The 25,317-nt window shown below is 58.0% G+C and carries 27 protein-coding genes and 1 other RNA gene; 14 read left to right on the forward strand and 14 right to left on the reverse strand.

Annotation, left to right across the window (positions count from 1 at the left end; genetic code table 11):
- Positions 1-72 precede the first annotated feature (72 nt).
- Positions 73-849 (forward strand): enoyl-CoA hydratase-related protein, encoded by a 777-nt coding sequence (locus tag GS620_RS02535; protein ID WP_171116067.1) that lies wholly within the window; start codon positions 73-75, stop codon positions 847-849.
- 11 nt (positions 850-860) lie between these two features.
- On the opposite strand, the gene bmt is transcribed toward GS620_RS02535, so the two are convergent.
- Both bmt and GS620_RS02545 read right to left on the reverse strand, forming a co-directional pair.
- Entirely contained in the window at positions 861-1,874 is a 1,014-nt protein-coding gene (bmt, locus tag GS620_RS02540; protein ID WP_171204712.1) for a betaine--homocysteine S-methyltransferase, read from the reverse strand.
- Positions 1,875-1,995: 121 nt separating this feature from the next.
- The gene (locus GS620_RS02545) at positions 1,996-2,313 is read right to left on the reverse strand and encodes a DUF1476 domain-containing protein (protein WP_152457893.1); all 318 of its coding nucleotides are present in this window, start codon (positions 2,311-2,313) and stop codon (positions 1,996-1,998) included.
- A gap of 187 nt (positions 2,314-2,500) precedes the next feature.
- Between GS620_RS02545 and purC the strand changes: the two genes are divergently transcribed.
- The 8 genes from purC (at position 2,501) to GS620_RS02585 (ending at position 12,676) form a co-directional block, all read left to right on the forward strand.
- A complete protein-coding gene (purC, locus tag GS620_RS02550) occupies positions 2,501-3,256 on the forward strand; it encodes a phosphoribosylaminoimidazolesuccinocarboxamide synthase (protein WP_117869044.1) in 756 nt (251 codons plus the stop codon).
- 139 nt (positions 3,257-3,395) lie between these two features.
- Complete coding sequence (locus GS620_RS02555) at positions 3,396-4,061, forward strand: MarC family protein (RefSeq protein ID WP_171613918.1); 666 nt, start codon at positions 3,396-3,398, stop codon at positions 4,059-4,061.
- A gap of 115 nt (positions 4,062-4,176) precedes the next feature.
- Positions 4,177-4,407, forward strand: a complete 231-nt coding sequence (purS, locus tag GS620_RS02560; protein WP_117872765.1) for a phosphoribosylformylglycinamidine synthase subunit PurS — start codon at positions 4,177-4,179, stop codon at positions 4,405-4,407.
- 4 nt (positions 4,408-4,411) lie between these two features.
- Positions 4,412-5,455, forward strand: coding sequence for a zinc-dependent alcohol dehydrogenase family protein (locus GS620_RS02565; RefSeq protein WP_171613920.1), 1,044 nt, complete (start codon positions 4,412-4,414; stop codon positions 5,453-5,455).
- 11 nt (positions 5,456-5,466) lie between these two features.
- A complete protein-coding gene (purQ, locus tag GS620_RS02570; RefSeq protein WP_152457897.1) occupies positions 5,467-6,135 on the forward strand; it encodes a phosphoribosylformylglycinamidine synthase subunit PurQ in 669 nt (222 codons plus the stop codon).
- A gap of 132 nt (positions 6,136-6,267) precedes the next feature.
- The gene (locus GS620_RS02575) at positions 6,268-7,950 is read left to right on the forward strand and encodes an ATP-binding protein (RefSeq protein WP_371809329.1); all 1,683 of its coding nucleotides are present in this window, start codon (positions 6,268-6,270) and stop codon (positions 7,948-7,950) included.
- A gap of 12 nt (positions 7,951-7,962) precedes the next feature.
- Positions 7,963-9,297, forward strand: a complete 1,335-nt coding sequence (locus tag GS620_RS02580; protein ID WP_050603452.1) for a sigma-54 dependent transcriptional regulator — start codon at positions 7,963-7,965, stop codon at positions 9,295-9,297.
- A 508-nt stretch (positions 9,298-9,805) separates the two neighbouring features.
- Complete coding sequence (locus tag GS620_RS02585) at positions 9,806-12,676, forward strand: ribonuclease E/G (RefSeq protein WP_171613923.1); 2,871 nt, start codon at positions 9,806-9,808, stop codon at positions 12,674-12,676.
- Positions 12,677-12,724: 48 nt separating this feature from the next.
- On the opposite strand, the gene GS620_RS02590 is transcribed toward GS620_RS02585, so the two are convergent.
- The gene (locus GS620_RS02590; RefSeq protein ID WP_152457900.1) at positions 12,725-12,958 is read right to left on the reverse strand and encodes a sulfurtransferase TusA family protein; all 234 of its coding nucleotides are present in this window, start codon (positions 12,956-12,958) and stop codon (positions 12,725-12,727) included.
- 106 nt (positions 12,959-13,064) lie between these two features.
- Between GS620_RS02590 and GS620_RS02595 the strand changes: the two genes are divergently transcribed.
- From GS620_RS02595 to GS620_RS02610, 4 genes are all read left to right on the forward strand, one after another.
- Positions 13,065-13,817 (forward strand): cytochrome c biogenesis CcdA family protein, encoded by a 753-nt coding sequence (locus GS620_RS02595; RefSeq protein ID WP_171116053.1) that lies wholly within the window; start codon positions 13,065-13,067, stop codon positions 13,815-13,817.
- A 62-nt stretch (positions 13,818-13,879) separates the two neighbouring features.
- A complete protein-coding gene (locus GS620_RS02600; protein ID WP_171613925.1) occupies positions 13,880-15,082 on the forward strand; it encodes a hypothetical protein in 1,203 nt (400 codons plus the stop codon).
- A complete protein-coding gene (locus tag GS620_RS02605; RefSeq protein ID WP_171613927.1) occupies positions 15,079-16,434 on the forward strand; it encodes a cytochrome P450 in 1,356 nt (451 codons plus the stop codon). Before GS620_RS02600 ends, GS620_RS02605 begins: the two co-directional genes overlap by 4 nt.
- Before the next feature lie 73 nt (positions 16,435-16,507).
- Positions 16,508-17,389, forward strand: coding sequence for a fructose bisphosphate aldolase (locus tag GS620_RS02610; RefSeq protein ID WP_170344395.1), 882 nt, complete (start codon positions 16,508-16,510; stop codon positions 17,387-17,389).
- A 4-nt stretch (positions 17,390-17,393) separates the two neighbouring features.
- Here the strand turns inward: GS620_RS02610 and GS620_RS02615 are convergent, their stop codons facing one another.
- Genes GS620_RS02615 through fumC form a run of 4 tightly spaced genes read right to left on the reverse strand, consistent with a single transcriptional unit; the run spans position 17,394 to position 19,843 of the window.
- Positions 17,394-17,996 carry a DNA-3-methyladenine glycosylase I gene (locus tag GS620_RS02615; protein ID WP_171613929.1) on the reverse strand — a complete coding sequence of 201 codons (603 nt, stop codon included), beginning with the start codon at positions 17,994-17,996 and terminating at the stop codon, positions 17,394-17,396.
- Between the two features lie 58 nt (positions 17,997-18,054).
- Entirely contained in the window at positions 18,055-18,276 is a 222-nt protein-coding gene (locus GS620_RS02620; RefSeq protein WP_170344392.1) for a ribbon-helix-helix domain-containing protein, read from the reverse strand.
- Positions 18,273-18,449 carry a DUF4169 family protein gene (locus tag GS620_RS02625; protein WP_170344391.1) on the reverse strand — a complete coding sequence of 59 codons (177 nt, stop codon included), beginning with the start codon at positions 18,447-18,449 and terminating at the stop codon, positions 18,273-18,275. Before GS620_RS02625 ends, GS620_RS02620 begins: the two co-directional genes overlap by 4 nt.
- Positions 18,449-19,843, reverse strand: a complete 1,395-nt coding sequence (gene fumC / locus GS620_RS02630; RefSeq protein WP_171613931.1) for a class II fumarate hydratase — start codon at positions 19,841-19,843, stop codon at positions 18,449-18,451. The genes GS620_RS02625 and fumC overlap by 1 nt, the downstream gene beginning before the upstream one ends.
- 205 nt (positions 19,844-20,048) lie before the next feature.
- On the opposite strand from fumC, the gene GS620_RS02635 reads away from it, so the two are divergent.
- A complete protein-coding gene (locus GS620_RS02635) occupies positions 20,049-20,612 on the forward strand; it encodes a hypothetical protein (protein ID WP_171613933.1) in 564 nt (187 codons plus the stop codon).
- Between the two features lie 27 nt (positions 20,613-20,639).
- On the opposite strand, the gene GS620_RS02640 is transcribed toward GS620_RS02635, so the two are convergent.
- The 7 genes from GS620_RS02640 to GS620_RS02670 all read right to left on the reverse strand — a co-directional run bounded on the left by GS620_RS02640 (position 20,640) and on the right by GS620_RS02670 (position 25,313).
- The gene (locus tag GS620_RS02640) at positions 20,640-21,098 is read right to left on the reverse strand and encodes an SspB family protein (RefSeq protein ID WP_152457909.1); all 459 of its coding nucleotides are present in this window, start codon (positions 21,096-21,098) and stop codon (positions 20,640-20,642) included.
- A 76-nt stretch (positions 21,099-21,174) separates the two neighbouring features.
- A complete protein-coding gene (gene chrA / locus GS620_RS02645; protein ID WP_171231678.1) occupies positions 21,175-22,428 on the reverse strand; it encodes a chromate efflux transporter in 1,254 nt (417 codons plus the stop codon).
- Positions 22,425-23,240, reverse strand: a complete 816-nt coding sequence (locus tag GS620_RS02650) for a sulfurtransferase/chromate resistance protein (protein ID WP_171328494.1) — start codon at positions 23,238-23,240, stop codon at positions 22,425-22,427. Before GS620_RS02650 ends, chrA begins: the two co-directional genes overlap by 4 nt.
- A gap of 125 nt (positions 23,241-23,365) precedes the next feature.
- The gene (locus GS620_RS02655) at positions 23,366-23,797 is read right to left on the reverse strand and encodes an ester cyclase (protein ID WP_152457912.1); all 432 of its coding nucleotides are present in this window, start codon (positions 23,795-23,797) and stop codon (positions 23,366-23,368) included.
- A 101-nt stretch (positions 23,798-23,898) separates the two neighbouring features.
- Positions 23,899-24,246, reverse strand: a transfer-messenger RNA (tmRNA) gene (ssrA, locus tag GS620_RS02660).
- 36 nt (positions 24,247-24,282) lie between these two features.
- Positions 24,283-24,645, reverse strand: a complete 363-nt coding sequence (locus GS620_RS02665; protein ID WP_152457913.1) for a DUF4345 family protein — start codon at positions 24,643-24,645, stop codon at positions 24,283-24,285.
- A 17-nt stretch (positions 24,646-24,662) separates the two neighbouring features.
- Complete coding sequence (locus GS620_RS02670) at positions 24,663-25,313, reverse strand: TenA family protein (protein WP_171613935.1); 651 nt, start codon at positions 25,311-25,313, stop codon at positions 24,663-24,665.
- Between the last annotated feature and the right edge of the window lie 4 nt (positions 25,314-25,317).

Raw genomic sequence — 25,317 nt, forward strand, 5'->3', positions numbered from 1 at the left:
GTGGTTCTGCTTTTCCCGTCCCGTCCGGGCCAGTAAGTGTGCAAAAACACATGGCGCGACGGGAGGGTTTTCATGAATTACGAAACGGTTGCTCTGGAGATTGCAGACGGTCTGGCGGTTCTGACGCTGAACAGGCCGGACAAGATGAACGCGCTGACCACCCAGATGCGGGCAGAGATTACGCACGCCATGAAAGATGCAGCGATCAAGGCGCGCTGTGTCGTCATCACCGGTTCGGGCCCTGCGTTTTGTTCCGGGCAGGATCTGGGCGATGCGTCTTCAACCGGCAAGATCGATCTGGAACGGTCGCTGCGCGATGAATATGAACCGATGCTGGAGACGATCCACAATTGCCCGGTGCCCACGATTGCCGCGGTGAACGGACCGGCGGCCGGGGCAGGCGCGAACCTTGCCCTTTGTGCCGATGTGGTGATTGCCACCGAAAGCGCCTACTTCCTACAGGCATTTGCCCGTATCGGTCTGCTTCCCGATGCCGGGGGAACATGGTTCATGCCCCGTCAGATGGGGTTGGCCAAAGCAATGGGCGCGGCCTTGTTTGCCGAAAAGATCACGGCAAAGCAGGCGGATGAATGGGGCATGATCTGGGAAGCCGTGCCGGATGACGCTTTCGCCGATCATTGGCGCAAGAGGGCAGAGTATCTGGCAAAAGGCCCCACGGCCGCCTATGGCGCGATCAAGCAAGCCATTCGCCGAACGTATGAAAACACTCTGCAACAGCAGCTTGCGACCGAGGCGCACCTGCAAGGCGAATGTGGCCGTTCGAGGGACTTTGCCGAAGGTGTCGTGGCCTTCATGGAAAAACGCCCTCCGAAATTCGAAGGGCGCTGATCAGGCTGACATCATGCGCGGCGGCGGCGGCGTGTGCGACGTTCCGGTGCCGCATCGTCATCCGTCCCGTCCGAGGCGGATGTGAACGGACCCAGCGCATCAGTGATCTGATCGAGCGTCGGGCGTTCACCACGCGGCGTGCTGTCCAGCGCCTCACGCATCTTGCGCAGGTGGTCGGGCATGGTTCCGCAGCACCCGCCAATGATGGTCGCGCCGGCATCCCGCGCCATGGCGGCATACTGCCCCATCAGTTCGGGCGTTCCGTCATAATGGATGTGACCATCCACGTATTTCGGAATGCCTGCGTTGCCCTTCGAGATCAGCGGGCGTTCAGTGCCTTGCGCGGCAAATCCCAGTACTGTGCGCAGAATGTCGGATGCGCCGGTGCCGCAGTTCGCACCGAAAGCGATGGGAGGATTCGGCAGAGTTTCGACCAGCTGGGCCAGATCGGCCGATGTGACACCCATCATCGTGCGTCCGGCAGTGTCAAAGCTCATTGTGCCGCACCAGGGCATGTCGGTCAGGGCAAAGGCTTCGGCGGCGGCGCGAAACTCTTCGGGGGCGCTGATGGTTTCCACCCACAGAACATCCACCCCACCTTCTTTCAGCGCTTCCGCCTGTTCATGGAACATTTCCACGGCTTCGGCGTGCGACAGGCTGCCGACCGGCTCCATGATTTCACCAGTCGGGCCGACCGATCCTGCAACGACGACAGGTCGTCCGGCCTTGTCGGCGATTTCGCGCCCCAGCTCGGCGCCGATGCGGTTCAGCTCGCCCACGCGGTTGTGCGCGTCATGAAGTTTCAGCCGTGCCGCTGTGCCGCCGAACGTGTTGGTCAGGAACAGATCGCTGCCTGCATCAACCGACCCCTGATACAGAGCCCGGATCTTGTCCGGGGCATCCACGTTCCAGAGTTCGGGAGCGTCACCAGATTGCAGGCCCATGTTGAACAGATTCGTTCCCGTGGCACCATCGGCCAGAATGGCGTCATTGGATTCCAGAAGCTTGCTCAGCGCGTTTGTCATAGGGTTGTTCCAGGAAAAGGCGCAAAACGCCGTTAAAAAAAGAGACGCCCCGTGTCTCATGACCAAGGCGTCAAATCAAATTCATAAAACTCATGAAGATCATGAGTCGGACGCCCTAGGCTCAGTTGGTCTCGCTCAGGACCTGCGCCTTGGCTTCCGGCAGAAGCTCGGCCATTTTTGCGCGGATTTCCTCGTCCGAGGACAGGTTGCCCAGATCGCCCGAAACCTTGCGAACGACATCTTCGTGCCCGGCTTCCTCGAAGTCGGAAATCACGACCGTCTTTGCATATTCTTCGGCGTCGGCACCGGATTTACCCAGTTTTTCAGCAGCCCACAGACCCAAAAGCTTGTTGCAGCGGGCTTGTGCCTTGAACTGCATCTCTTCGTCATGGGCAAACTTGGCTTCAAAGGCGTTTTCGCGTTCGTCGAACGTCGTCATAGGGCAAGGACCTCTTGGGTTATGTCTTCTTTCCTGATGATATGACTATACGACGTCCCATGCGCAAGGGATTTGCGCTGCGTCAAAGCCTCTCGGGTACATGAACTTGCGGGAAATGGGTGCTTGGACTATGAGGACGCCAACGTGAGGGGACTCAATCCCTCTGTGCAGAGTGGAAAGGTCGCTTATGGCGCGTCGCAAGAAAATCTACGAAGGCAAGGCCAAGATTCTGTACGAAGGCCCCGAACCGGGAACGATCGTCCAGTATTTCAAGGATGACGCCACCGCCTTCAACGCGGAAAAGAAGGACGTGATCGACGGCAAGGGTGTGCTCAACAACCGCCTGTCGGAATTCTTCATGACCGGCCTGACCCAGATTGGCATTCCGAACCACTTCATTCGCCGCCTGAACATGCGTGAACAGCTGGTTCGCAACTGCGAAATCGTTCCGCTGGAAGTGATCGTGCGCAACTATGCCGCCGGATCGATGTCCAAGCGCCTGGGCATTGCAGAGGGCACGCAACTGCCGCGCCCGATCGTCGAGTACTGCTATAAGGACGATTCGCTGGGTGATCCGTTGGTCACCGAAGAACACATCGCCGCGTTTGGCTGGGCCAGCCAGCAGGACATGGACGATATCCTCAGCCTTGCCTTGCGCGTGAACGATTTCATGAGCGGTGTGATGCTGGCGGTTGGCATTCGTCTGGTCGACTTCAAGATCGAGATCGGCCGCGTGTTTGAAGGCGATTATCAGCGCCTGATCGTTGCTGACGAAATCAGCCCCGACAGCTGCCGCCTGTGGGATATCGAAACCGGTCAGAAGCTGGACAAGGACGTGTTCCGCCGTGATTTGGGCAGTTTGACCGACGCCTATTCCGAAGTTGCACGCCGACTGGGTGTCCTGCCCAGCAACAATGTCACCAAGCCGACGCTGATCAACTAGGAACGGCCGGACCACAAGTTTGCCAAAGCGCCGCAACCGTGTTTGCGGCGCTTTTTCGTTCGTGGTTGAAATTGACAGTTTCTCGTTTCCCCAGCATGTTTGCCTCGGGCAGGCACAAAAGGTTCAGGATGGGTGTCAAATGGCGGAACTGTTTGATCAGACAGTATTTCTGAAGTTTCTGGCCGCCGTGCTTGCAATCTTCAATCCGCTTTACAACATCCCCATTTTTCTGAGCATGACCAAGAACTGCACTGCGGCAGAACGGCGGCATGTTGCGGTTGTTGTCATGATCTCGGTTACCGTCATTGCGCTGACCGCTGTCGTGATCGGGGAAGAGGTGCTTGGGATTTTTGGCATTGATGTGCCGGCTTTCCGGATTGCCGGAGGGATCATCATCTTCGGAATCGGGATGTCGATGCTGAAGGCCGAGGACCGGCCGCCGGGCGATCAGGCCGCGATGGACGACGGGCACGAGCGGAAACTGAATTTTGCGGTCGTACCGCTGGCGATACCTTTGACCATCGGGCCGGGCACGATCGCCATCACGATCGTTTTTTCGCACCAACTGTCAAGCGGCGCCGAAATCGTGACGCTGGGTTCGGCGGTCCTGATTGCCTGCGCGATCGTGGGGCTGGGATTGTTGTTCGCAGATCAGATCTCGCGCCTGTTGGGTGAGACAATGATCAACGTCCTGACCCGGATCATGGCCATCTTGCTGGTCGCCGTCGCGGTCGAGATGGTTCTGACTGGCACGTTCCATGCAATTGACGCGCATTACCCGGGATTGGCCAAAGAAGGCGGATAGTTGGATTGCTGCGGCAAACTGCTTTGCAAACAGGGTTGTCGAAAGCCATTTGGCGCGCTATCCCCCGCGCAACGAAATGGGCCTCGGATTGCGGCCCGCAGGTGGAGTTGCCAAAATGAAAGCACGGGTTCATGTGATGCTCAAGAACGGGGTGCTGGACCCGCAGGGCGAAGCGGTTCGGCACGCATTGGGCGCAATGGGCTTTGATCAGGTCGAAGGTGTGCGTCAGGGCAAGGTGATCGACCTTGAACTGGCCGACGGCGCGACCGAAGCAGATGTGACCGAGATGTGCGAAAAGCTTTTGGCCAACACGGTTATCGAACGCTACGAGATCGAACTGGTCTGATGGAATGCGGGCCGCGCGTCTGATCACCTACCGTCAGCCGCTTGAGGTAACGACGATCCCGGATCCCGCACCTGCGGAAGACGGCGTGGTCGTGCGGGTGCTGGCCAGCGGCGTGTGCCGGTCTGACTGGCACGCGTGGTCTGGTTCGGACCCGGACGTCATCCTGCCCATGACGCCAGGGCACGAGTATTGCGGCGAGGTGGTTTCCGTCGGCGCGCGCGTCACCCGGTGGCGTGTCGGAGATCGGGTGATTGCTCCTTTCATTCTGGCCTGTGGCCGGTGTCCGGATTGTGCGCAAGGTCATCAAACGATCTGCGCGGATCAGGTTGTGCCGGGGTTCACCTGTGACGGCGCTTTTGCGGAATATGTCGCGGTGGCTCATGCCGACGCGAACCTGACATCCTTGCCGGACAGCATCGCGCCGGACATCGCGGCCGCGTTGGGTTGCCGCGTGACGACAGCGTGGCAGGCATTGGTCGGCCGGGCACAGGTTCAGGGCGGTGAATGGATTGCCGTCTTCGGCGGTGGCGGTGTCGGGATTTCCACTTTGCTACTGGGCAAGGCGCTTGGCGCACGTGTGGTAATTGTCGATATCACGGATGACAAACTGAACTATGCCAAGGCTCTGGGCGCAGATGCGGTGGTCAATGCGGCAACCTGCGACGCGCCGCAGGCGGTGAAGGAAATCACTGGTGGCGGCGCCCATGTTGCGATCGAGGCGCTTGGCGTCGAAGCAACCGCCGTTTCCGCGATGCGTTCCCTGCGCAAAATGGGGCGCATGGTGCAGATCGGGATGCCTGCTGGAGATCACACCCAGATGGCGTTGCCGATGGATGTGCTTTACTCTGGCCAGCTTTCCGTCTTTGGCACACGCGGAATGCCAAGCTGGCGCTATCCGTCTTTGTTGTCGCTGATCGCGGGCGGTGGAATTGACCTGAGCCCGTTGGTCACGCGAAAAATATCTCTCAACCAAGTGAGCGCCGAGCTTGCCGCCTTTGACCATCCAACTCCTCCGGGCGTTGCGGTCGTCACCGATTTTGTCTCGTAGGAGGGCCCGCCATGCGCGCAGCCGTAATCGTTTTCCCCGGATCAAACTGTGACCGAGACCTCGCGGTCGCCTTTGAGCAGGCCGGTTTTCAGGTCGACATGGTCTGGCACAAAGATGCAGCGCTGCCGGACGGTATTGATATCGTGGGCGTTCCGGGCGGGTTTTCTTACGGTGACTATCTGCGGTGCGGTGCAATCGCTGCGCAGTCGCCGATCTGCAAGGCCGTGGTCAACCACACCGAACGCGGCGGTTATGCGGTCGGGATCTGCAACGGATTTCAGGTTCTGACAGAAACAGGTATCCTGCCGGGGGCGCTGCTGCGCAATGCCGGGTTGAAATACATCTGCAAGACTGTGGGCCTGAAAGTTGAAACCAGCGACAGCGTGTTTACCGGCGGCTACAATGCGGGCGACGTGATCGGTATTCCGATCGCGCATCACGACGGCAACTATTTCGCGGATGACGCAACGCTGGCGGCGTTGAGAGATCAGGACAGGATCGCATTCACCTATACCGAGAACCCCAATGGCTCGGTCGGTGATATCGCGGGGATCCTTTCCGAAAACCGTCGTGTTCTGGGTATGATGCCGCACCCCGAACGCGCGGCCGATCAAGGGCATGGCGGCACCGACGGGGCGGCGCTGTTCCGCGCATTGTCAGGTGTGTTTGAAGCGGCGTGACTTGAGGTCACGCGCGCCCGCGCGTAACGTCTGATCATGAACTCGGACGTGCGATCAGGCTGGTCAAAGCTGCTGAAACCGTTTCGCGGCGCCCCGTTGGGGTGGCGGCTGCGGCTGGCTGTTCTTGTTTTGATGGTGGCAACAATCGCAACGGTTTGGACCACCAACCGCTTGTTGACCGACAGGTTCACCGAATCCACCCGCAACCGGGCCGAGCTGCGCCTTGCGCTGTATTCCGGCAATTTGCTGAGCGAACTGCGCCGCAACTCGATCGTGCCCCAGTTGCTGGCGCGGGACCCGACCCTGATTTCGGCACTGCAATCCAGGGACTATTCGCTGTCGACGCAGCGTTTGATTTCGTTCGTAGAGGAAATCGGTGCGGCGTCGTTGATGCTGTTGGATGGAGACGGGCGAACGGTTGCGGCGACGGACCGGAACCGGCTGGGTGAGGCGCACCGGAATATTCCTTATTTTGTGGACGCGATCCGGTCAAATGCGACGATCTTTTCCGTTATTCCCAAGGAATCCGGCGGATACAGCTTTGTCTATTCCCGCCGGCTTGAAAACAGCGCGGAAATACTTGGCGTGATCGTTGTAGAAGTTGATCTGCAAAAGTTTGAACAGGCATGGGCCGGTATTTCGGATGCGGTGATGGTCACTGACAGCACCGGAACCATCATTCTGTCCACCGAACCGCGCTGGCGGGGTCTGGATGAGGGGGCGGCCCTGCTGCGTCAACCGCCGCAAGGGGCGATCCAGCGGGCCATTCGCGCAACGACCGACTGGACCGCTTTGCCGCCTGACGCCTACCTTCAAGGCGAGGCGGTAATGCGTCTGGAAACGCGCATCCCGTTCCGCGGCTGGCAAATGACATCATTCACGACCTATGCCTCGATCCGCGAGAAAGTGAACAGCGTTCTGGCGCTCGAGATCATGGGCTTTGCGATTCTTCTGGCACTGGCGTTCTACGCGCTGAGCCGACGCGCGACGTTGCGCATGACCCTGTTTCAGCGCGAGTCGGCAGAGCTTCGCGCATTGAACGCCAGGCTACAGCGGGAAATCGCTGAGCGCGAACGGGTTGAAAAGACGTTGGATTTGGCCGAACAGACCCTTGCCCAAAGCTCGAAACTTGCTGCTCTGGGTGAGATGTCAGCGGCGGTCAGTCACGAGCTGAATCAACCGCTGGCTGCAATGAAAACCTATCTGGCCGGCGCCCGTCTGCTGTTGCGTCGAAACCGGCCGGAAGAAGCGTTGGCAAGTTTCGGGCGCATCGATGGTCTGATTGAACGGATGGGGGCGATTACGCGGCAGCTCAAATCTTACGCCCGCAAGGGGGCGGATGCGTTTTCACCTGTAAATCTTGGCGAAGCGCTGGCCTCGGCCTTGTCGATGATGGAACCGCAGCTGCGCCAGCGCCATGTGAAGATCACCCAGATCCTGCCGGAAGAACCGGTGGTGGTGATGGGGGACCGGATGCGGATCGAGCAGGTGATGGTCAACCTCTTGCGCAATGCGCTGGACGCCACCAAATCAGTGGCAGAGCCGGATGTGGAAATCATCCTGGCGGCGGGTGACACGGCTGTGCTGACCGTGCGCGACAACGGGCATGGGATCGAAGATATCGAGAACCTGTTCGAACCGTTCTATACCACCAAACAACCCGGAGATGGAGTTGGGCTGGGGCTTGCCATCTCGTCGGGGATCGTGAACGACCATGGGGGACGGCTGACTGCGCGCAACGGCCAATACGGCGGTGCGGTGTTTGAAATGCAGTTGCCAGCACTGGGAAGCGACGGCCTCGAGGCCGCGGAATAACGAGGAATGACTATGGCACAGGCCATGAAAATTGCCATTGTGGATGACGAACAGGACATGCGCCAATCGATCAGCCAATGGCTTGCTTTGTCCGGATATGACACGGAAACCTTTGCCAGCGCGGAAGATGCGCTCAAGGTTCTGGGGCCGGATTATCCGGGGATCGTGATCTCGGACATCAAGATGCCGGGTATGGATGGCATTCAGCTTCTGAAAAAGCTGATGGGAGCCGACAGCACCCTGCCGGTGATCATGATCACCGGTCACGGCGATGTTCCGATGGCGGTCGAGGCGATGCGGGTTGGCGCGTTTGACTTCCTTGAAAAACCGTTCAATCCAGACCGTATGTCCGAGCTGGCCAAACGCGCCAGCAATGCGCGCCGACTGACACTGGACAACCGTGCGCTGCGGCGCGAGCTGTCCGGTGGCACGCAGATCATGAACAAGCTGATCGGTGCCAGCCCGGTCATGGAGCGGCTGCGCGAGGATATTCTGGATCTCGGCCAGGCCGACGGCCATGTGTTGATCGACGGTGAAACCGGTACCGGGAAAACGCTTGTGGCTCACGCGCTTCATGCCGTTGGCAGCCGTGCAGGCAAGAAATTTGTCCTGGTGTCCTGCGCCGCGCTTGAAGAGGATGCACTGGCCAAGCGTCTCTTTGGCCCCATGATGCCAGAGGATGCGCAACTGCCTGCCATCGAAGAGGCGCGGGGCGGAACGCTGGTTCTGGAAGATGTGGAAGCGTTGAGCGATACGTTGCAGGCCAAGCTGCTGAGCGTGATGAACGAGCAGGGCACACCTGCGGAGACCCGGATCGTTGCCATCTCGAACCTGCAGGAGGCGGGCAAGACGTCGGAAGACGTGCTGCGCCCGGACCTGTTCTATCGCCTGGCGGCGCTGCGCATCACAATGCCGCCGTTGCGGCAGAGGGGCGAAGATATCCTGACCCTGTTCACCCGCCTCAGTGAGCAGTTTGCCGAGGAATACGGTTGCGATGCACCCCAGGTGAGCGCGCAGGAGGCTGCGCAACTGTTGCAGGCCCCTTGGCCCGGCAATGTGCGTCAGTTGATCAACATTGCCGAACGGGCGGTGCTGCAATCGCGCCGTGGTTCGGGCACCATCGCGTCTTTGTTGATGTCCGATCACGAAGAGATGCAGCCGGTGATGACCACCGAGGGCAAGCCGCTGAAGGAATATGTCGAAGCTTTCGAACGAATGCTGATTGATAATACGATGCGCAGGCACAAAGGCTCTATCGCGTCAGTCATGGACGAGCTTTGCCTTCCTCGCCGGACGCTGAACGAGAAGATGGCCAAATACGGCCTTCAGCGTTCGGACTATCTGTAAGCGATGCGATTTGGGGGCTCTGCCCCCGTCGCCTATGGCGCCTCCCCCGGGATATTTTTGGCCAGATGAAGGGGATCCGTTGCGCTGGTTGGTGGCGGAGTGCAGTTTGCCCATTGTCTTTTCCACAGGGTTGCTTTTATTGTGTCGGAACGGGCCGGGCGATTTTGACGCCTGCAAGTCCCGAATCTTTGAGTTTCGCTGCTGATCCGTTGGTGAGGGTCAAGACCTCGCGGTTCAGCAGACCGATTATGCCCCTCAAGGGGCAGTGGAGTACCTGAGCCCGGGATCACTGGGCGAAAGGAATAAATGGGCAGGCTGCGTTCAGACGCGCCTGTCGGAGAAGAACCGCGATGACGCGCGCGCAACGATTGAGAGAACGGGCAGGGGGCCACAGCGCCAGACCCTGCCGCGCGCCGTCTGATATCGCCCTGACAAGACACCTCCCCAAAAGCGCCTGTCCGCCTGGACAGGTCAGGACAACGCGTTTGGCGCGGTGCACCAAGGACAAATGGCTAAGAAAATGCTTATCGATGCCACCCACGCGGAGGAAACCCGCGTCGTGGTGGTTGACGGAAACAAGGTCGAGGAGTTCGATTTTGAATCCGAAAACAAACGCCAGCTTGCCGGCAACATCTATCTTGCAAAAGTAACGCGGGTTGAGCCGTCGCTTCAGGCGGCCTTTGTGGATTATGGCGGGAACCGGCATGGCTTCCTGGCATTCTCTGAAATTCACCCGGATTATTACCAGATCCCCGTCGCCGACCGTGAGGCGTTGATGGAGGAAGAGCGCGCCTATGCCGAGGCCATGAAGGCGCGGGATGAGGCTGAGGAGGCCAAATCCAAGAAGCGGCGGACCCGGTCTCGCGCGAAGGCCGCTGACGTGAAATCGGATGATCCGGTTGAAACGATGGAGGTTTCGACCGAACCAACCGGCATGGAAACCATCGATCTGGACGAGGGTGAAGAAGCAGATGTTGAGGTTCCGGAAGGAACGTCACCGATGGAAGTCGTTGCTGAAACTCCGGTAGAGGAGCCGGTTGACGATGACGCGCCGGCCACTGAAGAAGCAACCGAAACCGCATCGGATGAGGCTGCGTCAGACGACGTTGCCGAGGAAGCCACTGAACAGGCCATTGAGGCGTCGGGTGACGACGCGGAGGATCAGGCCGAAGAGCCACTGGAAGCCGTTGAAGACGTTCAAACGGAGGGGGATGAAGCCCAATCCGAGCCGGAGCAAGCAGAAGAACCTGTTGAAGCTGCGGATGATGAACAAGACCCTGATGAGGACGTTGACGAAACCAAAAGCACAGACGCTGCATCAAAAGACGCATCGATTGAATCGGTTGCTGATGATGATGACAGCGAAGACATTCGTCCGCCGCGCAAACCGCGCCCGCGTCGCTACAAGATACAGGAAGTCATCAAAGTACGTCAGGTCCTTTTGGTGCAGGTTGTCAAGGAAGAGCGCGGAAACAAGGGTGCTGCGCTGACCACCTATCTTTCGCTGGCAGGACGGTATTGTGTTCTGATGCCCAATACCGCACGTGGTGGTGGCATCAGCCGCAAGATTACCAACGCGGCGGACCGGAAAAAGCTGAAAGAAATCGCAACGGATATCGATGTGCCGACCGGGGCGGGTTTGATCATTCGAACCGCCGGAGCCAAGCGAACCAAATCCGAGATCAAGCGCGACTATGAATACCTCCAGCGTTTGTGGGAGCAGATCCGGGCGCTGACACTGGAATCCATCGCGCCGGCAAAGATTTATGAAGAAGGTGATCTGATCAAACGGTCGATCCGAGACCTTTACAACCGTGATATCGACGAGGTCTTGGTCGAAGGCGAGGGCGGGTACCGCATCGCCAAGGACTTCATGAAGATGATCATGCCGTCGCACGCCAAGAACGTGAAACGGTACGAAGATGCGCTGCCTCTGTTCGCGCGCTATCAGGTGGAAAGCTATCTGGCCGGGATGTTCAATCCTACCGTACAGCTGAAATCCGGTGGCTATATCGTAATCGGCGTGACGGAAGCACTGGTGGCGATCGACGTGAACTCGGGCCGTGCCACCAAGGAAGGTTCGATCGAGGAAACCGCACTCAAGACCAACCTCGAGGCCGCTGAAGAGGTTGCACGTCAGCTGCGCCTGCGCGATCTCGCCGGTCTGATCGTCATCGACTTCATCGACATGGACGAGCGCAAGAACAACTCGGCTGTCGAAAAGCGTTTGAAAGACAAACTGAAAACGGACCGCGCCCGCATCCAGGTTGGTCGTATTTCGGGTTTTGGTCTGCTGGAGATGAGCCGTCAGCGTCTGCGCCCCGGCATGATCGAGGCAACGACACAGCCGTGCCCAGCCTGTCACGGCACCGGTCTGATCCGCTCGGACGACAACATGGCCTTGTCGATCCTGCGTCAGATCGAAGAAGAAGGTACCCGCCGCCGTTCGCGCGAAGTCCTGGTGCGCTGCCCTGTCAGCATCGCCAACTTCCTGATGAACCAGAAGCGAGAGCATATTGCGCAGATCGAGGCGCGTTATGGGCTTTCGGTGAGGATCGAAGGGGATATCCATTTGGTCAGCCCGGACTTCTCGATGGAGAAGTTCAAGACGGCCAGCCGGATTGTTCCCGAGGCCACGGCGCCTGTTGTTTCTGTCGATGCGTCGCTGATGGATCTTGTCGATTCATCGGACGCGGAAGAGACCGAAGAGGAAATCGCTCAGACCGAAGAAGAGGCAAAGCCCAAGCGCAAGCGCCGTCGTCGTCGTCGCAAGAAAGGTTCGGGCAATGGCGACACGCCAGAGCAGGCCGCGGAAGAGGGTGACGCGCCAGCACAGGAAGACGCAGAGAGCGATACGCCTGACGTCGAAAACGCTGAGCCGGCTGAAGCTGAGGCTTCGGAGGAAGAAAAGCCGGCAAAGCCCAAGCGCAAACGCGCCCCGCGCCGTCGCAAGAAAGACGCGGTTGCCGAAGAAGTTGCGGATCAGCCTGAAGAGCCATCCGCCGCGACGGCCGACGCTGTAACGGAAGAGCCGGCAGCCGAGGAAACCGGCGAGAGCATCGAGGGCGAAAGCGCCGAGATAGCGGCGGAGCCGGTTGAGGAGGCCGCTGAACCAGCCGAAGCACAGGCTGACGCTCCGCCGTCGGAAGAGCAACCTGCAAACGGTGTGGATGCGGCACGAGCGGTTGAAGAAGCGGATGAGACGGAAAAGCCATCTGCGGAAGCTGTAGAAGCCTCTGACGTTGCAGAAGCCGAAGATCCTGCCGAAGACTGGCCAGCAGAAGCAACGCCCGAGCCGGTGCTTGAAAGCGTGGCGGAAGAGCCTGAACCCGTACCCGCCAAACCCAAACGACGCGGTTGGTGGTCGCTGGGAAGTTAATGAAAAAGGCGGGCTGATCGGCCCGCCTTTTTTGACCTGCAACGAAGGTCAGCTGGATTTTTGGATCAGATAGATCTGATGTGCGCCGTCAGTGTCCTGCGAAAGCAGTGTATGCCCGGCCTCGGCACAAAAATGCGGAACATCCACGATGGCCGCAGGATCATCGGCCAGCACCCGCAGAACGGCACCCTCCGGCATGGATTTCAGTCGTTTGCGGGCTTTCAGGACGGGCAAGGGGCACAACAGGCCCAAAGCGTCCAGGGTATCTGTAATCTCTGACATGATTTTCGGGATAGGGTGAAGTTGTAATATTGTCCAGATTCCGAGCACGAGGATGTGACTGTTTGGCCCCGTGACGGATCGCTCTTCATCACATATGTGCAGAAACATGTTCGGAATCGAAATCATCGACGCGGGACTGCTGCCCGCCATGTTCGTCGCGCTGCTGGGTGGCCTGATCAGCTTTCTGTCGCCTTGCGTATTGCCAATCGTACCGCCTTATCTGGCGTATATGAGCGGCGTTACCATACATGAGATGCAGGACGAGGCCCGTGCGCGGCGCAAGGCAACCCTGTCGGCGCTGTTCTTTGTCATGGGCCTGTCGACCGTTTTTCTGCTGCTTGGCTTTACCGCATCGGCCTTTGGCGCGTTTGTGCTGCAAAATCAGGTGCTGTTCGCCAAGTTGTCCGGTGCCGTTGTCATCGTCTTTGGCCTTCACTTTCTGAATGTCTTCCGGATTCCTTTTCTGGATCGCGAAGCACGGATTGAAACCGGTGATTCCGGTGGGTCGGTCTTTGGCGCTTACATTCTTGGCCTGGCTTTTGCATTCGGCTGGACCCCGTGCATTGGTCCTCAACTGGGTGCGATCCTGTCACTGGCAGCCAACGAAGCGTCTGTCGCGCGTGGCACGTTTCTACTGGGGGTTTACGCTGCGGGTTTGGGTATTCCGTTCCTGTTGGCGGCCATGTTCCTGAATCGCTCCATGACCGTGATGAACCGGATCAAACCGTATATGGGCACGATCGAAAAGATCATGGGCGGGCTGTTGCTGTTTGTGGGCATCATGCTGATAACCGGGCTTTTCACCCGTTTCAGCTGGTGGTTGCTGGAGACTTTTCCGGCGCTGGCAAATTTCGGGTGATCAACTGACCCTCTTACCTTGACCTCAAGCCTGCGTTAACCTGCGCATCAGAAGGTAAGGGCATGAGCAGTCACACAAATCAGCCGCAGGTGCGCAGACGTCGGGTGTTCTATATACCCGGCTATGATCCGATGCCGCCCCGGCGATATCGCGAGCTGTATCGCACCGAGTCTCAGAAGCAGGCCCGGATCTCGGGGTACGAGATCGCAATCGCCCCAAAGACAACGGACGGACGTTTTGGCTGGCGTGTGAACTCGGAACAAGATGGGCTGACTGTTGAAACGGAATTCGAGGTTCTGGTGTGGTCCGACATCGTGCGCGACAGCATGTCGGTCTCGATCCCGGCGACCTATTGGCAATTGGCCCGCACGGCGTGGATTTACATATCAACCGGTACGTTGTGGCGTCTGATGCGATTGCGCAAGGGCCCGGTGATCGTTGCGTTGTATCCAGTGGCGATGTTGGTGTCTCAGCTGCTGATCGCGCTTGCGTTGGCGTGGGCGTGCATAGCCATGGCTGGTTGGTGGGGGGTATTCCCCGGAGCGGCCATCGCCGTCGCGTTACTGCTGTGGTTTCGCAAGGTCGATAACCGGCTGTTTGCGTATTACCTGATGCATGATTACGCCTATTCAGCGCAGTTGAGCGGGCAAATGCCGGTCGAGCTGCGGGAAAGGTTGTCTTCGTTTCGTGAAGCGATCCAAGACGCGTTGAATTCCGATGTGGATGAGGTGCTGGTCGTTGGCCACAGCTCGGGCGCGCATCTGGGGGTGTCTGTTCTGGCCAAGCTGATCCGAAGAACGAACGTGCACGAGCAACGCGCGGTGCTGTCGTTTCTCAGCCTGGGACAGGTGGTTCCCATGGTCTCGTTTCTGCCCCAGGCACACGATTTGCGGTCCGATCTGCATTTCCTGTCCACACGGTCCGAGCTCAGCTGGATCGATGTCTCGGCTCCCGGTGATGGCTGCGCCTTTGCGCTGTGCGATCCGATTGCGGTCACAGGGGTGGTCGATGCTGATAAACGCTGGCCGCTAGTCCTGTCAGCGGCTTTTTCGCAAACCTTGTCTCCGGAACGCTGGAAAGCTTTGCGATGGCGATTTTTTCGGCTTCATTTTCAGTATCTTTGCGCCTTCGATAAGCCGGAAAGCTATGATTATTTCCGGATAACGGCTGGCCCGTTGACGCTGGGGCAAAGGTTTGCGGATCGTGAGGCTTCGCGCAGCCGCATCGAGACGCCTGTCTCCAAGTTCACTTCGGTACACCCATGACCATAACCCCGCCCAAGCCAGACCCGCGCCCCGAGAAAGTTTCGTTGCTGCGCTATGTGAAACTGTTCAGACATGACCTGCTGTCGGCCCAGCCAGCCCGGCTGTATCGCGCGTGGATGGCAGAATTCAAAACCCCGTTCTTCCGGTCGTTTCTGATCAATCAACCGGATCTGGTTCAAACGGTCCTCAAGAAACGGGCTGACGATTTCCCCAAATCCGGCAGGATCAGCGAAGGCCTGCGTCCGTTGCTTGGCAATTCAGTGTTTCTGACCAATGGCGAGGCCTGGAAACGACAGCGGCGGATTATCGATCCCGCGTTCGAAGGGGGCCGTCTGAAGAATACATTCCCTGCCATGCTGGCCGCTGCCGAGGCGTGTGTGGAACGGCTGCGGCCTCATGTCGGCGAGGAACTCGAATTCGAAGAACAGACAAGCCATGCGGCGGCGGACGTGATATTTCGCACCCTGTTTTCCGTTCCTATCGACAACGCTATCGCCAGCCAGGTGTTCGAAAAGTTCCGGGCCTATCAACGCGCGCAACCTTTGCTGAATCTGGCGGCTTTTGTTCCTTTGCCAAAGTGGCTGCCCCGGTTTCATTCCGGGGCGACCAAACAGAACGCGCGGGATATCAGGGCGCTGATTGCCGAACTGACCAGAACACGCGCAAAGGCCATTAAGGACGGAACGGCACCTGACGATCTTGCGACCAAGATCATGACGACGGCTGACCCCGAAACCGGGCAGTTCTTCGACCCCGAGGAAATGGTTGATCAGGTGGCGATCTTTTTTCTTGCCGGGCATGAAACCAGTGCGTCAGCCTTGGCCTGGACGCTGTACCTGATGGCGCTTTATCCGGAATGGCAGCAGAAGGTTGCAGAGGAGGCCGCTGCTCTGGATGATCCTTCATTTGCCTCTGTTTCAAAACTTCGGATCAGCCGGGATGTGTTCCGCGAAGCGCTGCGCCTTTATCCTCCGGTGCCCATGATGGTCCGCGAGACCACGTGCCCTGAACGGTTCCGTAACCGGGATGTGCCGGTTGGCGCGCAGATCGTGATCAGCCCGTGGCATTTGCACCGTCAGGCGCGTTTGTGGGACGATTCGGACGGTTTTGATCCCAACCGTTGGGGCACGGAAAACGGCAAGCGGTGCCAGCGCGACGCTTACATCCCGTTCTCAGCAGGCCCCCGAGTGTGCACCGGGGCCGGGTTTGCAATGGTCGAAGGGCCGCTGATCCTGTCGATGCTCTTGCGCCGCTACAGGTTCGAAACAATCCCGGGAAAAACACCTGTTCCGGTCGCTCACCTGACGGTTCGATCCAAAGATGGCATATGGTTGCGCCTGTTTGAGCGCTAACAACCTACCATCGGTTCACGCCCTGTTGTATGCGGGGAGGAACATCGGAATCATCATTGAACGGGAAAACAATATGTCCAAAGCAGAACAGCGCGCGCAGATGATCAACGGCACGGGCTTTATCGCGGCACTGGATCAAAGCGGCGGATCAACCCCGAAAGCGCTTGCGTTGTATGGTGTCGAGGCATCCGACTACAACTCAGACGAAGAGATGTTCGGTGAAATCCAGAAGATGCGTGCCCGCATCATTCTGGCCGACGATTTCACAAAGGACAAAGTGATTGGTGCAATCCTGTTCGAACGTACCCTGGGCGAAGAGATCGAAGGCCGCAAGGTTGCCGATTACCTGTGGTCGGTCAAAGGTATCGTGCCTTTCCTGAAGATCGACAAAGGCTTGGAAGAACAGGCAAATGGCGTTCAGATGATGAAACCGATCCCCGGTCTGGCCGAGACCCTGGCCAAGGCCGATGGTGTGTTCGGCACCAAGGAACGCTCGGTCATTCACGAAGCGAATGCCGACGGCATCGCGGCGGTGGTTGCGCAACAGTTCGACGTCGCCCGCGAAGTCACCGATGCCGGTATGGTTCCGATCGTGGAACCCGAAGTGAACATCCATTCGGAAACCAAGGCCGAAGCAGAAGACATCCTGAAGGCTGAAATCCTCAAAAACCTCGATCAACTGGCCGAGGGTCAGGAAGTGATGCTGAAGCTGACGATCCCGACAAAGGCGAACCTGTATGACGCGCTGGCAGACCACCCGCGGGTATTGCGGGTTGTGGCCCTGTCGGGCGGTTATTCGACGGAAGAAGCCTGCGACCTGTTGAGCCGAAACGGCAAAATGATCGCATCCTTCTCGCGGGCTTTGACCGAAGGTCTGTCGAAGCAGCAGTCAGATGCCGAATTCAACGCGGCTCTGGGTGGCAACATCGACAAGATTTACAAAGCCTCGGTCTGATCCGTCAGGCAGGTTTGATGAAAGAGCGGCGCATCTGTGCCGCTTTTTTTCTGCCGATGCAGCCCTCGGCGTGGTCATTGACCAACCCCATGGCCTGCATGAACGCAAACACGGTTGTAGGGCCGACAAACTTCCACCCCCGTTTCTTGAGATCCTTCGACATGGCCACGGATTCGGGTGATGTGGATGCTGTTTGCGGGGGCGGAGGCGTTTCAGCCTCATAACGCCAGACATAAGCCGCCAGAGATCCTTCGGCGGCCACAAGGTCCTGCGCGCAACGCGCATTGTTGATCACCGCTTCAATCTTGCCGCGATGACGGATGATCCCGGCGTCCTGTAGCAGGCGTTCCACATCTGCATCAGAAAACGCGGCCATCTTGTTGAAATCAAATCCGCAGAAGGCTTTCCTGAAGTTTTCGCGCTTGTTCAGGATTGTCCGCCAGCTGAGGCCTGACTGAAAGCTTTCGAGGCACAGTTTTTCAAACAACCGTTGGTCATCGTCGACAGGGTAACCCCATTCATTGTCGTGATATTCAAAGAATTCGGGCGCGGCCTGACACCATGTGCATCTTTGCTGCCCATCCGGCCCGGTAATGGTGTCGCTCATGGTTGTACCCTTTTTGTTCCAGCTCACGTTACACGTCGAGGCGACGACGTGACAAGTCTCAATCAGGGTTTCGGAACCAGTTCAGCACAAAGACGCGTATGGCGGATGCAAGACCCGTTTCCGGGTCGCGCTCCACATCAATCTCAGCCGCCAAGACATTGATTGGCTTATCTTGTTCCTGAGCGATCTCGCGAAAAGCACGCCAGAATTCATCCTCGAGTGATACCGAGGTTCGATGCCCTTTCAGGGTCAAAGAGCGTTTGACAGGGCGGCCGCTCATTCGTCCAGCTCATGATTGTCGAGGTCGCGCTTTTGTTTTTTCTGTTGAAGCTTCACGACTTCTTTTTCAGCTTTCGTTCGCCCAAACGCGACGGCGTTCCGGTCGGCGCGGGCCTTTTTCACGGCCCGCGCTTTTTCTTTTCGATACCGGTTCAGATTGACCGGCTTGCCCATCAGTCTTTCGGGCCGATCATCTGTTCGGGACGGACGACGGCATCAAAGGTCGCTTCGTCCACGAAGCCCAGTGCGATGGCTTCTTCCTTGAGGGTGGTGCCGTTCTTATGAGCGGTTTTCGCAACGGTGGTCGCATTGTCATAACCGATTGTAGGGGCAAGCGCCGTGACCAGCATCAGCGATTCCTTCATCAGTTTGTCGATGCGCGGCTCGTTCGCTTTGATGCCCAGCAGCATCCGCTCGGTAAAGCTGTCGGTGGCATCCCCTAGCAACTGGATCGATTGCAGCAGGTTGTAGGACATCATCGGATTGTAGACGTTCAATTCGAAATGACCTTGCGACCCGGCAAAATTCATCGCCGCGTTGTTGCCCATCACATGCGCGGCGACCTGCGTCAGCGCTTCGGCCTGCGTTGGGTTTACCTTGCCGGGCATGATCGACGAGCCGGGCTCATTTTCCGGCAGGATCAGCTCACCCAGGCCGGAACGAGGCCCGGAGCCCAGGAAACGAATGTCGTTTGCGATCTTGTAGCAGCTGCCGGCAATCGTCGCCAAAGCGCCCGACAGGAAGACCATGGCATCATGGGCGGCCAGCGCTTCGAACTTGTTCGGTGCCGTCACGAAGGGCAGGCCGGTGATCTGGGCCATATGGCCTGCGACGGCCTTGTCCCAGCCGTGCTGGGTGTTCAGGCCGGTGCCAACGGCCGTACCGCCCTGGGCCAGTTCATAAATCCCCGGCATTGCCGCGTGTACACGTGCGATCCCCTGACGAACCTGGTGGGCATAGCCACTGAATTCCTGACCCAGTGTCAACGGTGTCGCGTCCTGCGTATGGGTTCGGCCGATCTTGATGATGTCCTTGAATTCCTCGGCCTTCTGCTCGAGCCCGGACGCCAGTTTCTCAAGCCCCGGAAGCAGCACGTCGCGCACGCTCATCGCCGTTGCGATATGCATGGCGGTAGGGAAGGTGTCGTTCGACGACTGTCCCATGTTGCAGTGGTCATTCGGGTGTACCGGGTCTTTGGATCCGATCTTTCCGCCCAGAATCTCGATGGCTCGGTTGGCGATGACCTCGTTCGCATTCATGTTCGACTGGGTGCCCGAACCCGTCTGCCACACGACCAACGGGAAGTTGTCGTCGAACTTGCCCTCAATCACCTCGCCTGCGGCCTGAATGATCGCATCTGCTATCTTTGCGTCCAGTTTACCCGTTGCCTTGTTTTCCATGGCGCAGGCTTTTTTGATCACGCCCAGCGCGCGCACGATGGCGACCGGCTGTTTTTCCCAGCCGATGGGAAAATTCATGATCGAGCGCTGCGTCTGCGCGCCCCAATATTTGTCGGCAGGAACCTCGAGCGGGCCAAAGCTGTCGGATTCTGTGCGGGTTTGAGACATCGGTCACTCCGTCTGGTATGCAGTTGTATGCCGTTTAGCCGCAGCCACGCCGTGACGCAATCGGCCAGTTGCGCGCACCTTAAACTCAAGGACGCCAAAGGTATAGGCGCGGGGTGCGTCACTTTAATCGTTATTGGCGGGGAATGTGCATTGTTTGCGGACACCTCTGGGCTACAATAGAGAAATGACCGCCCAGGAGGATAAAATGCCAAATTTACATCGCCTTAAGCTTGAAAAAGCTGCCGCGATACTTGCAGTTTGCGCTTTGTGGCTGTCGGTTCTGAGCGCAGCGGCTCGCGCGGCAGACATTACACCGTTCATAGGAGATTATATCGGTTCAGCCGAAGTCGTGGACGCGGATGGCACGACAACGCCCCGCGACATGAGCGTTTCCATCGTCGAGACCAAGAACGGTTTCAACGTCAGTTGGCGGACGACGACATACAAGCTGGATGGACGCGTAAAGGAACAGAAGTTCTCGATTGATTTTGTTCAGTCAGACCGCCCGGATGTGTTTTCGGCGGCGATGAAACGCAATGTCTTTGGTCACGAAGTCCCGCTGGACCCGATGAAGGGCGAGCCATTTGTATGGGGCCGCATCGTCGGCGAAACACTGACCGTGTTTTCTTTGTTCATTGACGAGGACGGAGGATATGAGTTGCAGCAATTCGACCGCACGCTTGCCCAAGGCGGGCTGAACCTCGCGTTTTCACGATTCATAGATGGTCAAAAATCACGATCGGTCGAGACTTTCCTGATGAAACGATAAACCCCGCGCCGGGCGGGGTTTGAAGGTTCATTTCCGAAAGCTGTCCAGCGATACGATATCCGCATCGTGATGTATTTCTTCTTCTTCGACTTCGATGTCGTCTTCGATGATTTGATCTTCTTCGATTTCGTCTTCCGGGCTTTCGAAGCGAAGGCCGAATTCCACGGATGGGTCCACGAAAGTCTTGATTGCAGAATAAGGGACGTACAGCGGTTCCGGGGCATCGCCAAAGTTCAAAGTGATGCCAAAGCCGAGGTCTCCGACTTCGAGGTTCTCGAACCAGTGCTGCATGACGATGGTCATTTCTTCGGGATATCGTTCACGCAGCCAGTCGGCGATTTCCACACCATCTTCACGTGTGTCGAAAGTGATGAAAAAGTGATGCGCCCCGGGTAGACCGGTTTCAGAAACTTCCTTCAGCACTGTTTTGATCAGGCCGCGCATGGCGGTGTGCATCAGGTTTCCATAATCGATGCCTTGCGACATGTGTGATCCTCAAAAGTGGTTATGCTCAGCATAGGGGTTTTGTTCGGAAACGAAAGGGCGGGTACGACCGTATTGATCAGATATTGTGTGCAGCCAGGCCGGCAATCGACATCAGGGCAAGCACGGTTCCCATCCCTAATTTTAGTCGAAAAATCAAGGCTCCAGCAAGGATAGTTAGACCGAACGCGGTAAAATTCAACGCGGAAATCTGCGGCATGGGGATTGCCAGAGGACCCCATGATTTTTCAGACACTGATTCGAAAAGAACATTCAGGGCGAACCACACGGAAAGGTTGAGAATCACTCCGACGACGGCCGCGGTGATTCCATGCAGGGCCGCAGACAGGCGGGGACGCGCGGCCAGACGGTCGAGATATGGGGCCGCAAGAAAAATCCAAAGAAAGCACGGAACGAACGTCGCCCACAATGCTACCGCTCCGGCTGCAAGCGCCAGCGTGAACCCGCCGGTCAGTTGTCCGGTCAGCATGGCGACAAACTGTGTGACAAGTATGAGCGGCCCCGGAGTCGTTTCCGCCAGCCCCAGCCCATCAATCATCTGATCCGTGCTGATCCAGTGGTACTGGTCGACAACCGTTTGGGTCATGTAGGCCAATACGGCATATGCGCCGCCAAAGGTTACAACGGCGAGCCGGGCAAAAAACCACCCCAGATCGCTCAGCAGTTGATGGCCTGTGACGCTCAGAGCGACGAGCGGGCCCAACCAAAGGGGCAACCAGACAGCAATCGTTCGCAGAGACCGCGCCAGATGTGGTGTTCCTTCTCGCGTGGGAGTTTCTACGGGTCCTTTGAAGGTCACGTACCCCCAGGCTGCGGCAACGAATATGATCGCCGGAAAAGGAAGGTTCAGCAGAAAAATGGCCAGGAAGGACAGGATTGCGATTGTTCGATGCTCGCGATCATTCAATGCCTTGCGCGAAAGATTGCGGAGCGCCTGCAAAACGATGACGATGACGGTTGCCTTGATGCCCGTGAAGGCCGACTGCACCAAGGGAACATCGCCAAATGCTGAATAGAGCGCGACCAGAACCGCAATCACCAACGCGCCGGGCAACACGAACAAGCTGCCGGCAATCAGCCCGCCAGCAACGCCGCGCAGACGCCACCCCGCATAGGTTGCCAGCTGCATCGCCTCGGGGCCCGGCAGCAACATGCACAGAGACAGTGCGCGCAGGTAAGTCTGTTCATCCAGCCAGGGTCGGCGTTCGACCAATTCCTGATGCATCAAGGAGATCTGAGCCGCAGGACCGCCGAAAGACAGCAGACCGATCCTGCCAAAAACCTTGGTAATCTCGGCCAGTGTCGGTGTCATGACGTTCGCCCGGTGGGCCAGTCGTGGCTTTCGTCAAACCCATCGCGCGCCCAGCGATACATCGCGTCGTAAAGGTTCATCCCGGCTTTCAGGTTTTCATGGTCATCGCGATACTGCCTTGAAAGCCCGACGGACACCGCCAGCAATCCCGCCGCTTCGGGTGCAAGCGCGTGCCGGTTCGTGTCCGCTGCCCGGATGACCGTCGCCAACCGGTCCAGCGCAGGGGAGTGAAGCCCGAATTCATCCAGCATGGTGTCAAACGTGCAATTGTCCCCTCGGTGGCTCCAGAACGTGTTCTCGATATCAAAAGGTGACGCCCCGAAAACAGTCGCAACGCTTTCGACTTCGCCGGGTGCCACAAACAGGAACTTGGCGTCGGGATCAACAAACCTGCGTATCAGCCAGGGACATGCGATTCTGTCGATCTTGGGTCGGTGACGCGTGACCCACAACGTGTTGCCACCAATTCGATCAGGAATGCGTGCTGCGGGCACACGTGGTGCATCGGCCATGTCGCGCCAGGCATGCATTCCACCTTCCAGATATTCGGCTTGATGGCCTTCGCTGCGCAACCAGGAGACAACGCCCTGGCTCAGCTTTTTGCCTTTCTGACAGATAATCACGGCTGGGCGATCGGAGATCTTGCACGAAAGCTCCCGAAGATCTGCGGCCGGGTGCCGGATTGATGCGGGGATCAGATAGGGATCTTCTTCAAAATCGTCATTCAGGCAGACGTCGAATAGAACGGGCACGTTCGGAGTACCAATCAGACGCAGGAGCTGTTTGGGAGAAATAGAGTTGGGCGATGCCATGGCATGTTTCCTTGTGACCGCGGATACATGCGAAACTTGGGCTGTCGCCTCACGGGGCGTTCGCAATCTTACCCCATGGCAATTGCTAGCGCGCAAGGGTCATGGGGGTCAAGATTGCTTTGGGTTCACGCCCAGTCCAGACGTTGCCCGGTCATGCATACGGGCAGGGTGTCCGATGGAAACTGGCCCAGTTCTTCAAAAAACGAGATGAAGTCAAAATGGTTGTAGGCTTCAACCATCTTTTTGTCCTTGAACCGCGCCATGACCTGGCCGGTGACTTCCAGCGGCGCGCCATTGTCAGCACGAAAAGTACGCACATGCAGAATGGCGGACACCCAGTCGCCGTTTTCGATGATCTTGGGCAATTCGACCTTGATGTCCCCCAGAATATGGCGGAACGCCATGACCAGATCCCGGAAATCGTCCGCACCGACCTGCATTTCCGGAATCAGCCCCTCGGCCATCGTTTCGGGTGCGAAGAACTGATCAATTGCTTCGGTGTTTCCATTTTCCCAAACCTCGGAGTACCACTTTCTGAGTATCTCTGAATTCGTCATCCCAGTTCTCCTGTCCAAGTGCTGGCAAGATGGCAAAAAGGAATGAATAAACTCTGAATCCGCCTAAGGGCGGGTAAAAAAAATCAGACATGTGGGTGATTAATGCAGGTTTCTGTTGCCAGGTACCTGCGAACCCCGCCTTACGCGGCTAGGCGCAAGGGCTTAAGTTTCGGTCTTGCTACTGCTTACGCAGCAACTGCAACCGGAGCACGATTGTCGTTTGCAATTGTACTGTTTTCGCCGGTAACGGTGGCAGACAGCCGAGACAAAGCTAACCCCTTTAGACGTTCGTCGATCCTGTTTCGGCCCCAAAATCCCCAAACGAAGGATGGTTGGTGGAGCCGCCGGGTACCGCCCCCGGGTCCGATCCGCTTATTACGAGCGCGTTTATGTCCATAGTCCCGAAGGACGACTCTTATATAGGTGAGGTAATGGGTGGATGCAAACTCAGAATGAACGCAACCGTGTTTAACATTTCCAATCTGTTAGGTGGCTTTGTTGAAGTTTGCAGCAATCAGCCAGACGGCCAAAACCAGTTCGATTCCCCCAAAGATCAACGCCTTGGCCAAGGGGGGATTGTCCAGCGCGACCGACACAAACCGGCCCAGCGCTGCACCGGAATAGACAATGCCCAGCATGACATAGGCCATTGGGTTGTTCAGCCAGATAACGGCAATCCCCGTCACAACAAACAAACCACCGACCGAGGCGCGCATCTCGGACAACCCCATCGTGCTGTTGGTCGGGGCCAAATCCAGGGCCGACGCGGTGTGGGCCGGCGCCAGAAACCCGAATGCGCCGAACCCGATGGTCAGCAATGCCGCGATGACGTTCAGAGTTGCGACCATTCCGGCCCCCTTATGGTTCAGGCCGCGTAGGCGGCGTCAAAGAAATCACGTTCCAGTTCGACAGCGCGATGGAACAGTCGCGTGACCTCGGCCTGTTCGGCCGCATCCAGCGTCGGCCAGACGTTGTCCAGCTGACTGCGCAGATATTCCACGACGCTTTCGAACCCTTCGCCCGCATGTAGCGTGATCCATTCCGCAAACCAGAACGGCAAGCCGTCCTTGGGCGGGTTTTCCGGGCTGGCCCAGCTCAGGTAAACCCATTCCGCCACGACGAGTACCGCCAGCATTTTCTGATAACGGCCAGAGGCTGCAGCTTCGGCCATCAGATCCTGAAACGCGCGTGTGGCGGGCGCGGGCTCGGTGCTGGGCTCAGTGCCCAAAGCGTCCATCGCGCGCAGGAAATAGGTGTTCTCGGGGCCTGTGATCACCGCCAGAAACTGCGCGGCCGGTACGCTGTCGGCAAGGGTCGGCGCATGCGCGATGGCGCTGGCCAAAAGACGCACGAAACCGTCGACGAACTGATAGTCCTGTTGCAGATACCAGCGCATCTTGTTCTCGGGCAGGGTGCCGTCAGACAACTCGCGGGTAAAGGCATGGGATGTGGCGGCCGTCCAGTCGTCGATTTTGCCCTGACGCAGCACTTCGGTTGGGCGGGTTTGGTCCTGCATTCGG

Origin of the sequence: Ruegeria sp. HKCCD6428, assembly GCF_013110595.1 — a bacterium.
Classification (GTDB): domain Bacteria; phylum Pseudomonadota; class Alphaproteobacteria; order Rhodobacterales; family Rhodobacteraceae; genus Ruegeria.

What these genes read in the sequence shown, in the direction of transcription:
- GS620_RS02535 (WP_171116067.1), top strand. Translation starts at nt 73, where the DNA reads ATGAATTACGAAACGGTTGCTCTGGAGATTGCAGACGGTCTGGCGGTT.
- bmt (WP_171204712.1), bottom strand. Translation starts at nt 1,874, where the DNA reads ATGACAAACGCGCTGAGCAAGCTTCTGGAATCCAATGACGCCATTCTG.
- GS620_RS02545 (WP_152457893.1), bottom strand. Translation starts at nt 2,313, where the DNA reads ATGACGACGTTCGACGAACGCGAAAACGCCTTTGAAGCCAAGTTTGCC.
- purC (WP_117869044.1), top strand. Translation starts at nt 2,501, where the DNA reads ATGGCGCGTCGCAAGAAAATCTACGAAGGCAAGGCCAAGATTCTGTAC.
- GS620_RS02555 (WP_171613918.1), top strand. Translation starts at nt 3,396, where the DNA reads ATGGCGGAACTGTTTGATCAGACAGTATTTCTGAAGTTTCTGGCCGCC.
- purS (WP_117872765.1), top strand. Translation starts at nt 4,177, where the DNA reads ATGAAAGCACGGGTTCATGTGATGCTCAAGAACGGGGTGCTGGACCCG.
- GS620_RS02565 (WP_171613920.1), top strand. Translation starts at nt 4,412, where the DNA reads ATGCGGGCCGCGCGTCTGATCACCTACCGTCAGCCGCTTGAGGTAACG.
- purQ (WP_152457897.1), top strand. Translation starts at nt 5,467, where the DNA reads ATGCGCGCAGCCGTAATCGTTTTCCCCGGATCAAACTGTGACCGAGAC.
- GS620_RS02575 (WP_371809329.1), top strand. Translation starts at nt 6,268, where the DNA reads ATGGTGGCAACAATCGCAACGGTTTGGACCACCAACCGCTTGTTGACC.
- GS620_RS02580 (WP_050603452.1), top strand. Translation starts at nt 7,963, where the DNA reads ATGGCACAGGCCATGAAAATTGCCATTGTGGATGACGAACAGGACATG.
- GS620_RS02585 (WP_171613923.1), top strand. Translation starts at nt 9,806, where the DNA reads ATGGCTAAGAAAATGCTTATCGATGCCACCCACGCGGAGGAAACCCGC.
- GS620_RS02590 (WP_152457900.1), bottom strand. Translation starts at nt 12,958, where the DNA reads ATGTCAGAGATTACAGATACCCTGGACGCTTTGGGCCTGTTGTGCCCC.
- GS620_RS02595 (WP_171116053.1), top strand. Translation starts at nt 13,065, where the DNA reads ATGTTCGGAATCGAAATCATCGACGCGGGACTGCTGCCCGCCATGTTC.
- GS620_RS02600 (WP_171613925.1), top strand. Translation starts at nt 13,880, where the DNA reads ATGAGCAGTCACACAAATCAGCCGCAGGTGCGCAGACGTCGGGTGTTC.
- GS620_RS02605 (WP_171613927.1), top strand. Translation starts at nt 15,079, where the DNA reads ATGACCATAACCCCGCCCAAGCCAGACCCGCGCCCCGAGAAAGTTTCG.
- GS620_RS02610 (WP_170344395.1), top strand. Translation starts at nt 16,508, where the DNA reads ATGTCCAAAGCAGAACAGCGCGCGCAGATGATCAACGGCACGGGCTTT.
- GS620_RS02615 (WP_171613929.1), bottom strand. Translation starts at nt 17,996, where the DNA reads ATGAGCGACACCATTACCGGGCCGGATGGGCAGCAAAGATGCACATGG.
- GS620_RS02620 (WP_170344392.1), bottom strand. Translation starts at nt 18,276, where the DNA reads ATGAGCGGCCGCCCTGTCAAACGCTCTTTGACCCTGAAAGGGCATCGA.
- GS620_RS02625 (WP_170344391.1), bottom strand. Translation starts at nt 18,449, where the DNA reads ATGGGCAAGCCGGTCAATCTGAACCGGTATCGAAAAGAAAAAGCGCGG.
- fumC (WP_171613931.1), bottom strand. Translation starts at nt 19,843, where the DNA reads ATGTCTCAAACCCGCACAGAATCCGACAGCTTTGGCCCGCTCGAGGTT.
- GS620_RS02635 (WP_171613933.1), top strand. Translation starts at nt 20,049, where the DNA reads ATGCCAAATTTACATCGCCTTAAGCTTGAAAAAGCTGCCGCGATACTT.
- GS620_RS02640 (WP_152457909.1), bottom strand. Translation starts at nt 21,098, where the DNA reads ATGTCGCAAGGCATCGATTATGGAAACCTGATGCACACCGCCATGCGC.
- chrA (WP_171231678.1), bottom strand. Translation starts at nt 22,428, where the DNA reads ATGACACCGACACTGGCCGAGATTACCAAGGTTTTTGGCAGGATCGGT.
- GS620_RS02650 (WP_171328494.1), bottom strand. Translation starts at nt 23,240, where the DNA reads ATGGCATCGCCCAACTCTATTTCTCCCAAACAGCTCCTGCGTCTGATT.
- GS620_RS02655 (WP_152457912.1), bottom strand. Translation starts at nt 23,797, where the DNA reads ATGACGAATTCAGAGATACTCAGAAAGTGGTACTCCGAGGTTTGGGAA.
- GS620_RS02665 (WP_152457913.1), bottom strand. Translation starts at nt 24,645, where the DNA reads ATGGTCGCAACTCTGAACGTCATCGCGGCATTGCTGACCATCGGGTTC.
- GS620_RS02670 (WP_171613935.1), bottom strand. Translation starts at nt 25,313, where the DNA reads ATGCAGGACCAAACCCGCCCAACCGAAGTGCTGCGTCAGGGCAAAATC.